Source organism: Pedobacter jaeyakensis (genome assembly GCF_054461315.1).
The window spans coordinates 134,849-148,703 of record NZ_CM136921.1 but is presented as its reverse complement, the minus strand read 5'-3'; the positions used below and the strand labels follow the sequence as shown (position 1 = coordinate 148,703).

Annotated in this window: 13 protein-coding genes; 8 read left to right on the top strand and 5 right to left on the bottom strand. The window is 39.4% G+C overall.

Translation table 11 applies throughout. The annotated features are described in order from the left end of the window. The first annotated feature begins 9 nt into the window (after nt 1-9). The 3 genes from cysS to ACXZ1K_RS00750 are packed head-to-tail and all read left to right on the top strand — an operon-like array spanning nt 10 to nt 3,244. Nucleotides 10-1,470, top strand: a complete 1,461-nt coding sequence (gene cysS, locus ACXZ1K_RS00760) for a cysteine--tRNA ligase (RefSeq protein WP_458971469.1) — start codon at nt 10-12, stop codon at nt 1,468-1,470. Between the two features lie 34 nt (nt 1,471-1,504). Continuing rightward, nucleotides 1,505-2,356, top strand: a complete 852-nt coding sequence (locus ACXZ1K_RS00755) for a Cif family virulence factor (RefSeq protein WP_458971468.1) — start codon at nt 1,505-1,507, stop codon at nt 2,354-2,356. Nucleotides 2,357-2,365: 9 nt separating this feature from the next. Then, the gene (locus tag ACXZ1K_RS00750) at nt 2,366-3,244 is read left to right on the top strand and encodes a glycerophosphodiester phosphodiesterase family protein (protein ID WP_458971467.1); all 879 of its coding nucleotides are present in this window, start codon (nt 2,366-2,368) and stop codon (nt 3,242-3,244) included. A gap of 1 nt (nt 3,245) precedes the next feature. On the opposite strand, the gene ACXZ1K_RS00745 is transcribed toward ACXZ1K_RS00750, so the two are convergent. The 3 genes from ACXZ1K_RS00745 to ACXZ1K_RS00735 are packed head-to-tail and all read right to left on the bottom strand — an operon-like array spanning nt 3,246 to nt 6,142. After that, nucleotides 3,246-4,208 carry an AAA family ATPase gene (locus ACXZ1K_RS00745; RefSeq protein WP_458971466.1) on the bottom strand — a complete coding sequence of 321 codons (963 nt, stop codon included), beginning with the start codon at nt 4,206-4,208 and terminating at the stop codon, nt 3,246-3,248. 4 nt (nt 4,209-4,212) lie between these two features. Further along, nucleotides 4,213-5,589, bottom strand: a complete 1,377-nt coding sequence (locus ACXZ1K_RS00740; protein ID WP_458971465.1) for a peptidylprolyl isomerase — start codon at nt 5,587-5,589, stop codon at nt 4,213-4,215. A gap of 49 nt (nt 5,590-5,638) precedes the next feature. Continuing rightward, entirely contained in the window at nt 5,639-6,142 is a 504-nt protein-coding gene (locus ACXZ1K_RS00735; RefSeq protein ID WP_458971464.1) for a hypothetical protein, read from the bottom strand. Nucleotides 6,143-6,251: 109 nt separating this feature from the next. On the opposite strand from ACXZ1K_RS00735, the gene ACXZ1K_RS00730 reads away from it, so the two are divergent. After that, nucleotides 6,252-6,782 carry a hypothetical protein gene (locus tag ACXZ1K_RS00730; protein ID WP_458971463.1) on the top strand — a complete coding sequence of 177 codons (531 nt, stop codon included), beginning with the start codon at nt 6,252-6,254 and terminating at the stop codon, nt 6,780-6,782. Next, the gene (gene rdgB / locus ACXZ1K_RS00725; RefSeq protein ID WP_458971462.1) at nt 6,776-7,363 is read left to right on the top strand and encodes an RdgB/HAM1 family non-canonical purine NTP pyrophosphatase; all 588 of its coding nucleotides are present in this window, start codon (nt 6,776-6,778) and stop codon (nt 7,361-7,363) included. The genes ACXZ1K_RS00730 and rdgB overlap by 7 nt, the downstream gene beginning before the upstream one ends. Here rdgB and ACXZ1K_RS00720 read toward each other — a convergent pair. Further along, nucleotides 7,329-9,542, bottom strand: coding sequence for an OstA-like protein (locus ACXZ1K_RS00720; protein WP_458971461.1), 2,214 nt, complete (start codon nt 9,540-9,542; stop codon nt 7,329-7,331). The genes rdgB and ACXZ1K_RS00720 overlap by 35 nt on opposite strands. A gap of 69 nt (nt 9,543-9,611) precedes the next feature. Here ACXZ1K_RS00720 and tilS point away from each other — a divergent pair, with 69 nt between their 5' ends. The 3 genes from tilS (at nt 9,612) to bshA (ending at nt 12,762) form a co-directional block, all read left to right on the top strand. Beyond that, the gene (gene tilS, locus ACXZ1K_RS00715; RefSeq protein WP_458971460.1) at nt 9,612-10,955 is read left to right on the top strand and encodes a tRNA lysidine(34) synthetase TilS; all 1,344 of its coding nucleotides are present in this window, start codon (nt 9,612-9,614) and stop codon (nt 10,953-10,955) included. A 90-nt stretch (nt 10,956-11,045) separates the two neighbouring features. Continuing rightward, nucleotides 11,046-11,528, top strand: coding sequence for a hypothetical protein (locus tag ACXZ1K_RS00710; RefSeq protein WP_458971459.1), 483 nt, complete (start codon nt 11,046-11,048; stop codon nt 11,526-11,528). A gap of 94 nt (nt 11,529-11,622) precedes the next feature. Continuing rightward, the gene (gene bshA / locus ACXZ1K_RS00705) at nt 11,623-12,762 is read left to right on the top strand and encodes an N-acetyl-alpha-D-glucosaminyl L-malate synthase BshA (RefSeq protein ID WP_458971458.1); all 1,140 of its coding nucleotides are present in this window, start codon (nt 11,623-11,625) and stop codon (nt 12,760-12,762) included. Here bshA and ACXZ1K_RS00700 read toward each other — a convergent pair. Further along, nucleotides 12,755-13,852 (bottom strand): lactonase family protein, encoded by a 1,098-nt coding sequence (locus ACXZ1K_RS00700; protein ID WP_458971457.1) that lies wholly within the window; start codon nt 13,850-13,852, stop codon nt 12,755-12,757. The genes bshA and ACXZ1K_RS00700 overlap by 8 nt on opposite strands. Between the last annotated feature and the right edge of the window lie 3 nt (nt 13,853-13,855).

Genomic DNA, 13,855 nt, shown 5'->3' with positions numbered 1-13,855 from the left:
ATTTGCAACATGAACACGAGCTTACAGCTGTACAATACCCTAACACGTAAAAAAGAACCTTTTGAACCCATTCATGCCCCCAATGTGGGAATGTATGTTTGCGGGCCTACCGTTTACAGTGATGTCCACCTGGGTAATTGTCGCACGTTCATTTCATTTGATTTGATATTCAGATACCTTAAATACAGTGGATTTAAGGTTCGGTATGTCAGGAATATAACGGATGCGGGACACTTAGAAGGAGACCGTGATGAGGGAGACGATAAGTTTGCAAAACGTGCCAAGCTGGAACAGCTGGAGCCAATGGAGATTGTACAAAAATATACTTTGGGTTTTCATGAAGTTTTGCGGGTTTTTAATACGCTGCCACCTAGTATTGAACCAACCGCTACTGGTCACATTATGGAGCAAATTGAGATGATCAAAGAAATCATCCACAATGGCTATGCTTATGAGGTTGATGGCACTATTTATTTTGACGTTGAAAAATACAGTAAGGAATACAATTATACCATATTAACCAACCGTAATTTGGAAGATATGCTGGCCAACACGCGTGAGCTTGGGGGCCAGGATGATAAGCGTGGTCGCTTGGATTTTGCACTCTGGATCAAGGCCAAACCCGAAACCATCATGCGTTGGCCATCTCCCTGGAGTATAGGTTTTCCCGGCTGGCATATAGAATGCTCTGCAATGAGCGCAAAATACCTGGGAGATGAATTTGATATCCATGGCGGTGGTATGGACCTTGCAGCCACTCACCATACCAATGAGATTGCCCAGTCTGAGGCCTGCAGCCATAAACAGCCTGCAAAATACTGGATGCATACCAACATGCTTACAGTAAATGGTTCCCGCATGTCAAAAACATTGGGCAACGGTTTTCTCCCTGGTGAGCTTTTTACAGGCAGCCATCCTTTATTGAAAAAGGGATACAGCCCAATGACCGTTAAATTTTTTATGCTGCAGGCACATTACCGTAGTACACTTGATTTTTCTAATGAGGCTTTGGATGCTTCAGAAAAAGGGTTTAGAAGATTGATGAATGCAGTTAGCTTACTGGATAAGTTGCATGTATCAGATCAGAGCGATTTCAACATAGCTCCTATAAATGAAAACTGTGTAAAGGCAATGAACGATGATTTCAATAGTCCGGTTGTGATCGCAGAGTTGTTTGAAGCGGTACGCATCATTAACGTAGTACACGATGGCAAAGGGGTCATTTCTAAAGCTGAATTAGAAAAGCTAAAAGTCTTGATGCAGGATTTTGTATTTGATATTTTCGGTTTAAAAGATGAAGACGCATCCAATACTGAACTTAACTCGGTACTCGATTTAGTTATAGACATTCGAAAATCTGCCAAAGAGAATAAAGACTATGCAACGTCTGATAAAATCAGGGTTGGTCTGCAATCCATGGGTATACAATTAAAAGACAGTAAAGAAGGCACCACCTGGAATAAAATCTAAACCTTATATTAGTTCCCTTAACATAACAAAAATCATGATTAAAAAATTCCTTTATACCATTATTGCGGGATCCCTAACACTTGGTGCTTATGCTCAAAAATCTGATGGAACCACAAAATCATTAGTGAAAGCGGAAGAAGCCTTTGCAGAACGTTTTGCTAAAGATGGATCTAAAGCTGCTTATACCAGTTTTTCTGCGGCAGATGGTTTGGTATTCAGACCAAATCCTGTTAATGCTAAAAATTATTACGGATCTCAACCTGAGTCGAAGGATGTTAGCTGGACTCCTGTATATGGCAAGGTTTCCAGGAGTGGCGATATTGGTTTTACAACTGGCCCATTTGTAGTAGGCGGGAGCAACTATGGCCAGTATTTCTCAATATGGAAAACAGTGAATGATAAGTGGGAACTGGCGATGGACCTTGGAGTTTCTCACAATAAACCGTTAAAGCCAACTACAACTACCTTTGTTGAACCAAAGGACCATTTCATGCCTAAGTTCATGACTGATAAACAACGCGCTACTGGTGCGGAAATTATCGGTACGACTGAAGAGACGCTAAATACTTTGTTAAAAACACACGGAGTTGCTGCATTTGCCGGTTTTGTGAATCCGGATGTAAGAATATTGTTTCCTGGATATGAGCCAATTCTTGGAAAAGATAAGGCGGTTTCCTTCGTCAACAGCATGTTCGCAAAGGTTTCCTTAAAAAGAACGAAAGTGGTAAAAGCAGATGGTGGTGATTTGGCTTATACATACGGTGTCGCTGCAATTGATTATAAAGCTGATCTTAGAGAGAGCTTCAATTACGTTTTTGTTTATGAGCGTCAGCCAGATGCGATGTGGAATTTAATTGCAATGGTATTCGCACCAGCTGAACGGTAATTACTATACATGAGAAGATCCGTTCTAATATTCCTTTTGCTGGCAGGAATGCAAGTTGTCGCGCAGCCCTTCGATCTTCAGGGCAACCGTGGGGCGAGGGGGATAATGCCCGAAAATACAATTCCAGGGATGTTGAGGGCGTTAGATCTGGGTGTACGGACTTTAACCATGAATGCAGTAATATCCAAGGATAAGAAAGTAGTCCTTTCACAGGAGCCTTATTTTAATCATGAATTCAGCCTTCGCCCGGACGGAAAGCCTATAACACTGAAAGACCAAAAGTCCTTCAACATTTATAAGATGGACTATGAGGAAGTCAAAAAGTTCGATGTAGGCAAAAAAATCCATAACCGTTTCCCATTCCAGGAAAAATTTCCAGCATATAAGCCTTTGCTTGAAGAGACAATTGATGCTGTAGAAGCCTATGTCAAAACAAATAAGCTTGCTAAACCTGAATACAGCATTGAAACCAAAACCATTCCCAAAGGAGATAATGAGTTCCAACCCGAGCCTGCAGAGTTTATAGAACTGGTGATGGAAGTGGTTAACCGTAAAAAGCTGGGAAAGAGAGTAACGATACAGTCATTTGATATCAGAACCTTGCAGTACCTGCATGAACATTACCCGAAGGTAAAAACTTCTTTATTGATCGATGAGAAAGTCGATTTTGAAGTGAACATTGCTGATCTTGGTTTCAAGCCTACAGTTTACAGTCCTTATTCAATACTGGTGGGTAAAGGTTTAATCGATAGGTGTCATACAGAAGGAATCAAGATCATACCTTGGACGGTTAATACTATTAAAGACATGAAATACCTTATTGCTTTAGGTGTGGATGGGGTTGTTACCGATTATCCGAACCTCTACAAAAAGGCAATAGAGCAATAGCTTAGAAAAGTTGACTGATTATTTTTTCTATTGATAAGCCTTCCGCTTCTGCCCGGTAGTTTCGTACGATACGGTGGCGTAATATAGGCTCTGCTACTGCTTGTACATCTTCTATATCTGGAGAATATTTGCCGCTAATGGCAGCATGGCATTTGGCGCCGATAACCAGGAACTGTGAAGCCCTCGGCCCAGCACCCCAGCTGATGTATTTATTAACATCTTCAGTAGCAAGAGGAGAATTTGGTCTTGTCTTGCCAACCAATTTTACAGCGTATTCAACCACATTGTCCGTGATCGGAATATTCCTTACAAGTTTTTGGAAATATTGAATTTGCTCAGCGGTGATAATCTTCCTCAGTTCAACATCCCTGTTGCTTGTTGTATTTTTTACGATGGTCAATTCATCCTCGAAAGAAGGATATCCCAAATGGATGTTAAACATAAACCTATCCAGTTGTGCTTCTGGGAGTGGGTAGGTGCCTTCCTGCTCTATTGGGTTCTGTGTGGCCAATACAAAGAATGGATTAGGCAATACGTGCCTTATACCGGCAGCGGTAACCGCTTTTTCCTGCATAGCCTCTAAAAGTGCAGCCTGTGTTTTTGGTGGAGTCCTATTGATTTCATCCGCTAAAATGATATTTGAAAAGATTGGACCTTTTACAAACTTGAAACTCCTGTCTTCACCAAGGATCTCCGCGCCAATAATATCGCTAGGCATTAAATCTGGTGTAAACTGGATCCTGTTAAAGTCCAGATCCATTACATTGGCAACGGTTTGCACAAGTAAGGTCTTTGCAAGGCCAGGCACGCCAACTAATAAGCAATGACCGTTGCTGAAAATGGATATTAAAACTGATTTAATCACCTCATCCTGACCGATAACAATTTTACCTATCTCAGAGCTAATGTCATTAAATGCTTTATGTAACGCGTCTACCGCCTTTATCTCATTTTCAAACTGCATACGGCTAATTTTTGGCAGTTACATCTTTAGTCCACAATTTTAATTCATCGCAATCTGCAAAGTCGCTGTCAATTCTAACATAAGTGTTTTGTCTTTTTTTCTCAAACCACTCACTCATCATCCTGTTAACTTTGTCTTCTTGTGCTTTTTCTTTGAATTTAGCGTAATCTTGTTCCAGACTGCCCTTATGAGGAGGTACTTTTGATTTCAAATAAAGAATTTTATAGCCTTCTTTACCATCTTCAGGATTAACAAAAGGAACCGGTTGAGAAATCTCTCCAACCTTCATGGTGTCAACAACCAGGAAAACTGCCGGATCCAGCTTATCAGCCGGAATAAAAGTAGTTCTTGCAGTAACCGCATCAGCGTACAAAAGCATACCACCATTATACTGAGAATCTTTATTGTCTGAATAAAGTGATGCAGCATAAGCGAAAGGAATTTTTTTCTCAATTAGATTCCTGTAAATAGTGTCAGCTTGTAGTTTAATCCTGGCCATACTTTCTGGAGTGTTCTTAGGACGAACAAGAATATGGCGGGCCTGCACTTGCTCACCTCTTCTTTCAATAACCTGAAGGATATGGTAGCCAGCTTCGGTTTCAAACACAGGAGAGATCTCACCAGCCTTTAATTTGAAAGCCCAGGCAGTAAACTCTTTAAACATACGCGTACGATCGAAGAACCCAAGGTCTCCACCTTCTGCTGCTGATCCCGGATCTTCAGAATAAGACTTAGCTAAGAAACCAAAGTCTTCACCACTTTTAATCCTCAGCCTGAATGCATCAATCTTATCATAGAATTTTTGTTTCTCAGCTTTTGTAAGTTTAGGATGCAAAACGATCTCGCCTATTTCAAATTCGGTAGCGATATCTGGCAAACTGTCTTTCTTATAAGATTCAAAATATTTTTTTACTTCTAAAGGCGTAACACTAACATCCTGCGTAATCTTAGCCTGCATTTTTTGAGAGATGAGTTGCTCCTTGATATCAGGCCTGATTTCGTCTTTATATTGAAGTATGGAACGGTTTAAGAATTGCTCCAAACGTTCTTCTCCTCCTGCTCTTTGGATCTGGTAACGCATACGCTTGTTCACCTCTTCATCAACCTGATTCTCTTCCACATAAACAGAATCTATCTCCGCTTGTTGTTTAAGTAATTTTGCGCCAAGCATCTGTTGTAAAAGAATACATTTAAACTTTTCATTCGCAGGGTTTCCGGAGTTTAAATACTGTGCATATTGCTGGTTTAACTCCGATAAGAGTACGATATTTCCCCCAAGGATAGCAACTACTTTATCTATATTCTTTTTTTCTGATTGCTGGGCATTCGCATTAAAAAACAAGCAGATAACTCCGCTCGTTATTATTAAAAATTTCCTCATTGTATAGTTATTCAATTGTATTCTATTTTGCAAACTTATGTAAAATTGTTTATGGCCTCGCCATTTTCCTTATTTGTTCCTGGAATATCTTTACCGGATATTTTTTTCTCAGTTCAGATATCCAATCTAGTTCCAGCGTCTTTTGTGTCAGCTCATCCTGCGCAATGTTCCAGATTTTCTGTTCTGAAACATTAAACATCAAAACTGCTTCTTTGTACTCATTCATTAAAAAAGCAAACTCCGGACTCCTCTTTGATACTCTTCTTTGTTCATTAAGCGTGTTCTCGTAGTTCTTTATTTCCGTAATGTATGCAGTATCCTTGTCCATTTTTAATGCTTCTGCATCCAATACCTTTAATTTAAAATCTATATAGAGATTAAGATATCCCAAAAGGTCCTGATAAGACACATTAGCATTTCCAGCATGATTTTTTTTATAAAACCACATAAATTCCTTATTATCAATAGCTTTTCCGTTTACAATCGCCACATGCTGAGCAACGCAAAATGTACCATACAGACTAAGAATCAGGATGCAATAAACTTTTCTCACAAAAGCGCTATGGTATAAATTTTAAGGCATAAAAGTAATAAATAAAGGCACTATAATGAGATATTTAACTAATTTTAACAGAAAAAATATTTAACCGATATTAGCTCTAATGCCTGGTCAACTTACTACAAATGCAGAAGCCTTACGCCTGTTTTTTACAGATGATCTGTACCTCGTACCTAACGAAGTAACAGAAACCCCATTGCAAAATGAACAAATACCAATCCCTCAGGCATTAAAAAAATCTATAGATTTTAAGTTTCTCGGTAAAAACGGTCGTAATATTTTATTAGTGGTAAATGATGCAGAAAATGACGTTAGCAATGAAAACGGGAGAGAATTACTTCGTAAAATTGTTAAGTCCATTAACCTTACAGCTGCTGATTTTGCACTTGTCAATTATGCAAGGCATCAGAGTGCCACATTTGAGGATATGACTTCGTTTTTTTCAAGTAAGTTGGCATTTGTGTTTGGTGTTAGTCCGACACAACTTGGACTAGCGCAGCATCCATCAAATGTGGTAGTAACTGAGGGAAACGTAAGGGTGATATTTTCTGACGAACTTCAAAAACTTGATCAGGATTTGAGTACAAAAAAGGCATTGTGGACTGTTCTTCAAAAACTGGAAATATCATGTTAAAGGAACTTGTATTCGCAACAAATAATGATTACAAAGCAGCAGAGGTTTCAAAATTACTCGCTGGGCAATATAAAATACTCAGTCTAAAGGATATTGGATGTCTTGTAGATATTCCCGAAACTGGTAATTCATTTGAAGAAAATGCCGCATTAAAAACTGCATATGTTGTGGCTCATTATCACATAGATTGTTTTGGAGACGACAGCGGATTGGAGGTAGAGGCGTTGAACAACGAGCCTGGTATATTTTCCGCGAGGTATTCTGGAAATCGTGGAGATTTGGAAAATATGAACTTGCTTTTAAAGAACATGGAAGGAGTCGAAAATCGCAAAGCGCATTTTAGAACTGTAATTTCATTGAATCTAAACAGAAGAAATTTCTTTTTTGAAGGATTAATTGAGGGTACTATCAAAAAAGAACCTTTAGGTAATCATGGTTTTGGTTACGATCCAGTTTTTGTGCCATTGGGCTACAATCGCACTTTTGCACAAATGAGTACAGTCGAAAAGAATGAGATTAGTCACCGTGCAATCGCGATGAACAAGCTTATTGCTTTTTTAAAAGACCAGGCTGTTTCTTAATCAAGCTGTCTGCTTTATTGATCAAACTGTCTGCTTTAACTATATCCTTGGCAGTCGGGTTTTTTAAGAAAGCCGGAAGTGCTGTTTTTGAAGTTTTAGCAGGCACTTTAGCCGCAACTGGTGTTTTGGGTTTTATTGTTGTTTTCGACTTTGGCTTTCCAGTAATCACTTCTTTTTTAGAGAGTGGCCGCAGCTCCGGTACCCAGCTAAAGCCCGTTAGTTTTACATCATCCTTTAGTTCTGCAATTGGGATTCTAACCCCTTCAGGATCTCGAATGGCCAGTATGTTGCTGATTTGTTTATTCTTAAATAAGATCTTAATTCTGCTACTCACCGTCTGGTTCATTTCTGTATAAACGCTGTCCTTGCCCCGGTTGTAGTAAACACTTTCCGCGTTACCATCTACAAACGCATTGCTGATCTCGCCATTATTGAAAAATGCGGTGATCAGCTTTCCCTTCACCTGATTGTATTTGGCAGAATCCGAATTCACATTTACTATAAATCCGTTTTTTATAATCTGAAGTGTATTTAACTTGTTGTTCTTCAAACGTAAATAGATGGTGTCGCCTGTTTGCTGAGAACCTTGCGACCATAAAATAGGTTTTCCATACCAGCGTAGGGTTGAATCTGCCGCTGTGTAGAAAAGGGAATCAGCTACTGCCTGCATGTTCGATTTGTATACCCTTACATTATGATAGGCCTTAATTATCCGGGCTTTAACGGTATCTGCAGGATTAATTGGCAAGGAATCTTTAACAGCCGCTACAGTCTTTCCACTAATTTGCTTGGCTCCGGTCTTCCCAGCTTCTGCAACAGCCTTAGCCCCTGTAATGGGTTTTGTTCCAGTAACTGCTTTAATATCCTTTACCGAATTCTTAGCCAGACTATCTGGCTTTTTCATTACTAATAATTTAGCCAAACTATCGGCTACCTTGGGCGGCATAACGGCTTTTGTGAGGCTGTCTCTTTTAACATTAAGCTTCTTTAAAGCGGTACTATCCACCCTCTTGAGTAAGCTATCTTTAACAAGGGCAATCTTTGAAGTATCTGTGGTTCCGGCTTTTATTGCTTTTTTATCCAGCTTCTGAGGCTTTTTGTTATTAGCAACAGAAGTAGCTTTCGGGGAGGCGACTTTAGTCCGGGCAGCAGATTTACTACTGGATTCCGACTCTGGCTCTCCCAGTTCATTGTCCTTTTGCAGCGTTGGCGAAGAAATTAGCTTTAATGATTTCTTTAAAGTCATTTGGGTTTCAAGAGTGTCTGCTCCCAACCAGAGGCTGTCCGGCTGCAGCTTTTCCTTTACCATGATAGAGTCTTTGGTACCCATTCCTACATATGCATTCTTTGTCACTACCGCCCGCTCAGTTTTTTTATAGTAGTAACCGAGTTGTCCATACATCACGGTCTTGTCAGATGTGTCCCTGAAAATGATATTTCTTACGGCCTTTCCATAACCAGCTTTACCGTCATAATAAAGACTATCTCCTTTAAGGGACTTGCTGGCATTGGTATATAAGTTCTTCTTTCCAAAATAGGCATATTCTGTCTTTGTATTGTATGCGCCATTTTCTGTATACAGATTGTCGTCCTTCCCTTTGATGTTGGTTGGACCATAAAAGTATGCCCAATTGGTTAGGGTGTTATACCTTAAAGTATCAGATTTGATGGTGCTTGAAGGACTTACTACCACAACGTTGTACCTAAAATAGGCATCACGGCTGTTTGAAAAATAATAACCGTTGGTACTGGTTAAGGTAACGTCCTTGTTTACAATTTTCCCTCCTTCGATATAAGTACCCACCTTCGTGGCCATGTTATAATCCAGTGTATTGGTAGTTAGAACATTATCCTTGTCTACCATCCTTACATTACTGGTTAGATGTGCAATTTTTGTATTCCCGTCGTATGTTAAAAAATCTGAATATATATTAATTGTATCACCCTGATTGATGTGTACATTTTTGAAAGCTTCAAAAACATTTCTGCTTTCGTAAAATACAGCACTATCACAAGATAATGTAGCATTCAAATGCCTAAACACAGGATACTTCAGGTAAGAAACCCCACCCTGCATAATGCCACTCCTGTTATCCTGCAATATGATTTTAGTTTTTTGCTGGGCAATTACAGATAAAGGAAGTATAAGAAAAAGTATGTAAAGGAAGATTCTCTGCACAGTACAAAGTTAGCAATGATAACGGATTTAACCAGTCCTTAGTACACGAACATTTTATATATTTGATGCATGCTGCCGCTTCAATCTTTTACGGAATATGTTGATCAACATCAATTGTTTAACTCCAAAAGTAATATCTTGCTTGCGGTAAGTGGGGGTAAAGATTCTGTCTTAATGGCGCACCTTTTCAAAGAAGCGGGATATGATTTCGGCATTGTACATTGCAATTTTAACCTAAGGGCGGATGAATCTCAAAGAGATGAGAATTTTGTTAAGATGCTCGCGTCAAACTTTGAAGCTCCTTTTTTTGTTGCCCATTTCGATACCAAAGCGTACGCGGCTCAGCATAAGGTTTCTACGCAAATGGCTGCGCGAGCACTCCGTTACGAATGGTTTGAGCAAGTCAGGGTTGATAACGATTATGATTGCATTGCCATTGCCCATCACCAAGGGGATGTGATAGAGACCATGTTGTTAAACCTCATCCGGGGAACGGGTATCGCAGGACTGCATGGCATACTGCCAAAAAGAGGTTACCTGGTAAGACCGATGTTGTTTTTGTCCAGAGCAGCTATAGATTTGCTGATTAGCAAGCTCCATCTTGATTTTGTGGAAGACAGTTCCAATTCTACCATTAACTACGCGCGTAACAAAATCAGGCATCAGGTTGTGCCTGTATTGCAAACACTAAACCCTAAATTGGAGCAAACATTTGAGCGCAACGCACAGCGCCTTGGCGAAACAGAATTGGTCCTGCAGCAGGTAGTGAGTTCGCTATCTAAAAATTTATTAAAATCGGAACATGGTACTGTTCGTCTTTCAATCCAGATCGTTAAACATCTCAATCCGCAACGGTTACTATTTTCTGAGTTGCTTAAGCCATACGGTTTTAAGGAGGCTCTTGCAGATGAAATATTGAAAGGTCTGGATAAGCAAAGTGGAACCATTTATCAAAGTGTTACCCATCAAGCCCTTATAGATCGCGACGATCTCATTATATCCAAACTTAAGGAAGTTGAAGAAACCGATATTACATTGATTCATCACCAAGAAACAACAGTTGTTTTTAAAAACCAACAGCTTCATTTCTCTTTTTCGGAAATTATTTTCTTTGAGAAGGACAAAGCCAAGGCATTTGTAGACGCCCGATTGCTCATTTATCCTCTGGTACTCAGGAGCAGGCAGGAAGGGGATAAGTTCATTCCAATTGGCATGAGTTCATATAAAAAGCTCAGTAATTTCTTAATCGACGAGAAAGTACCACTCAATGAAAAGGACCAGGTACCCATACTGTTGAATGGTAATGGTGAGGTCATTTGGGTTGCTGGACAACGGCAAGACGATAGGTACAAGATTGTCGGAGGTACACGCCAGGTTGCGATCTTTGAATTAAAAAAAATACACAATTCGTAATTAAAACAAGTAACTTTATTCCTTCATTGGCATTAGCGGTTTAAGTATTTTGTAACCATCGCCGAATAATTGTATCTAATAAAAAATAAGATGGGAAACCGTAACACTTTTCTGGAGAAGCAATACATCGGTAGAGATTATATCCGGATATGCATCAGGCTTGTTATGGCTGCATTTTGTTTTGCCGCCTACGTGTATGAACGGGATCGCGACAATACTCAGGATTTGTTTCTGGTAGTTGGCTTTGGTATCATTGGAGTTTCAATAGGTTTGCTCTTCCTTATTCAATATAAAACAGTGATTGAGAATAAGAAAATTGTAATTGATGGATTATGGTCGGCCAAAAGAGTAGAGATTGACTTGAATTCTATCAAAAAAGTAAGAAAAGATACCTATAGTAATTACCTGTTTAACAATCCTGTTTACAATTTGCACCGAAAGGGAAGTATCCGTTTTTATTCCTCAGGTAAGGATGCAGTTGTGCTTACGGATAATGATGGTTTTGAGTACTATATAGGTACTCAACGTCCTAATGAAATGTACCTGGTCATCCTGGCCGAAATGAAATCGTAACAATTCCCACACATTTATGTTAGCAGCCAAATAATTGCAATTGTTTAACATAAAGCTCATTTAAAGTGCTGTACTTTGCACAGTAAATTAAGTTATGAAAATAGGTATTGTTTGTTACCCCACCTTTGGAGGTAGCGGAGTTGTTGCTACTGAACTGGGTAAAGCTCTTGCTGATGAAGGCCATCAAGTCCATTTTATTACCTATAGTCAGCCGGCCCGTCTCGATTTCTTTTCGGCAAACCTATTTTATCATGAAGTATCTGTAAGAGATTATCCGCTTTTTGACTACGCTCCATATGAATCTGCACTGGCAAGCAAACTGGTTGATGTAGTTAGGTTTGAAAAGCTGGATATACTTCATGTGCATTATGCTATCCCGCATGCATCTGCGGCATTTATGGCTAAGCAAATCCTGGAAACTTACGGGATTTATATACCATTTGTAACTACATTACACGGAACTGATATCACACTTGTTGGTAAAGATCCAACCTATAAGCCGGTAGTTACCTTTTCTATCAATAAATCTGACGGTGTAACTACGGTTTCAGAAAGCTTGAGGAGAGATACAGAGAATCATTTTGAGATCACTAACGAGATCAAGGTCATCCCTAATTTTATAGATTTCAGTAGGTTTAGTTTAAAACCAAAAGATCATTTTAAAAAAGCGATTGCGCCAAATAATGAGCGGATTCTAATACATACCTCTAACTTTAGAAAAGTTAAGCGAACGGCTGACGTAATTCGGATGTTCCAGAAAATTCAGGCGAAGGTTCCATCCAAACTTTTAATGGTAGGTGATGGACCTGAACGATCTTACGATGAACAGCTATGTCGCGATCTTGGAATTGTTGATAACGTAAGGTTTTTGGGTAAACAAGATGCTGTAGAGGAGATTCTATCGGTTTCTGATCTATTCTTAATGCCTTCAGAGTCTGAGAGTTTTGGCTTGGCAGCATTGGAAGCCATGGCATGTAAAGTTCCTGCAATCACATCTAACGCCGGTGGTTTACCTGAGTTGAATATTGATGGGTTCTGTGGTTTTATGAGCAACGTTGGTGATGTTGATGACATGGCGCAAAAAGCCATCATGATCTTGAAAGATGATGAAGTGTTGGCAAAGTATAAAGACAACGCTTTTATCAGGGCTAAAGATTTCGATCTTAAAAAGATATTGCCAGAATACGTTAGTTATTATAACGAAGTGATTGAGCGCCAGCTTAAGTTTAAATAAAAACCAGACAAACAGGGCTGCCTACCTTTATCCGTTTATTACTGTCGCTAAGTGCACCTGTAGTTTTGTTTCTATTAAAGATCACTACCTCGTCAGTACCTTGATTGGCGGCAAATACAAATTTTCCACTTGGGTCAATTGCGAAGTTCCTTGGACTTTTACCCAATGTACTTACCCTAGATGCAAATTTTAAGCGTCCTGTTGGATACATAGAAAACACATTGATTGTGTTTGCATCTCCGCGGTTGCTTTCATACAAAAACTTCCCGTCAGGAGAGATATGGATATCGGCTGCATCAATCCTACCTTTAAAGTTGATGTCGGTAGTCTCAATTTCCTGTATTTTTTTAAAATTACCGTTATTGTATGTAAAAGCGGTAATGCTGCCATTGAATTCATGAACCACATAAGCGAACTTACCATTCGGACTAAAAGTAATGTGCCTTGGCCCTGTCCCTGGATTTGTTTTAACTACTGTACTTAAGCTAATTACATCAGATTTTGCTGTAGGTTTATAGTTATATACATAAATCAAATCTTCTCCAAGATCTGTACAGATCAGGAATTTCTTGTCCGGAGTAAGCTGAACCATGTGGGCATGTGCGCTGGACTGTCTTGAAGGATCAATGCTTTTACCAGTATGCTGGATGATCTGTTTAGGTTCTGTAAGTGATCCATCAGCAGCCCTACCATAAACAACGATGTTGCCACTGCTGTAATTGGCAACGATTACATTTGTCTCGTCTGCCATTACATAACAAGGATCTGTGCCTTTTGCCTCTTTTTTATTTAATGTTGTCAATTCACCTGAAGCAGCGTGATAACCGAACGATGTTACTGTACTGTTACTCCCTGACTCATTTACCGCATAAACGAATTTTTTGTCTGGTGATACTGCTAGAAAACTTGGATTTGCAACATTGCGGACTAGACTTTTTGGAGATAAAACTCCAGTTTGTGCATTAAAATTGTAAGTATAGATTCCCTCACTTTTTCCACTATTGGTATAGGTACCAATCAACAGGTTGTAATTTTGTGCCTGAAGCTGAAGTGCTGATAACATAATGGCTAAGCAAAGGAATCTTTTCATGCT

Excerpts from the sequence above, each read along its gene's own strand:
- cysS (WP_458971469.1), top strand. The coding sequence starts at position 10 with ATGAACACGAGCTTACAGCTGTACAATACCCTAACACGTAAAAAAGAA.
- ACXZ1K_RS00755 (WP_458971468.1), top strand. The coding sequence starts at position 1,505 with ATGATTAAAAAATTCCTTTATACCATTATTGCGGGATCCCTAACACTT.
- ACXZ1K_RS00750 (WP_458971467.1), top strand. The coding sequence starts at position 2,366 with ATGAGAAGATCCGTTCTAATATTCCTTTTGCTGGCAGGAATGCAAGTT.
- ACXZ1K_RS00745 (WP_458971466.1), bottom strand. The coding sequence starts at position 4,208 with ATGCAGTTTGAAAATGAGATAAAGGCGGTAGACGCGTTACATAAAGCA.
- ACXZ1K_RS00740 (WP_458971465.1), bottom strand. The coding sequence starts at position 5,589 with ATGAGGAAATTTTTAATAATAACGAGCGGAGTTATCTGCTTGTTTTTT.
- ACXZ1K_RS00730 (WP_458971463.1), top strand. The coding sequence starts at position 6,252 with ATGCCTGGTCAACTTACTACAAATGCAGAAGCCTTACGCCTGTTTTTT.
- rdgB (WP_458971462.1), top strand. The coding sequence starts at position 6,776 with ATGTTAAAGGAACTTGTATTCGCAACAAATAATGATTACAAAGCAGCA.
- tilS (WP_458971460.1), top strand. The coding sequence starts at position 9,612 with ATGCTGCCGCTTCAATCTTTTACGGAATATGTTGATCAACATCAATTG.
- ACXZ1K_RS00710 (WP_458971459.1), top strand. The coding sequence starts at position 11,046 with ATGGGAAACCGTAACACTTTTCTGGAGAAGCAATACATCGGTAGAGAT.
- bshA (WP_458971458.1), top strand. The coding sequence starts at position 11,623 with ATGAAAATAGGTATTGTTTGTTACCCCACCTTTGGAGGTAGCGGAGTT.
- ACXZ1K_RS00700 (WP_458971457.1), bottom strand. The coding sequence starts at position 13,852 with ATGAAAAGATTCCTTTGCTTAGCCATTATGTTATCAGCACTTCAGCTT.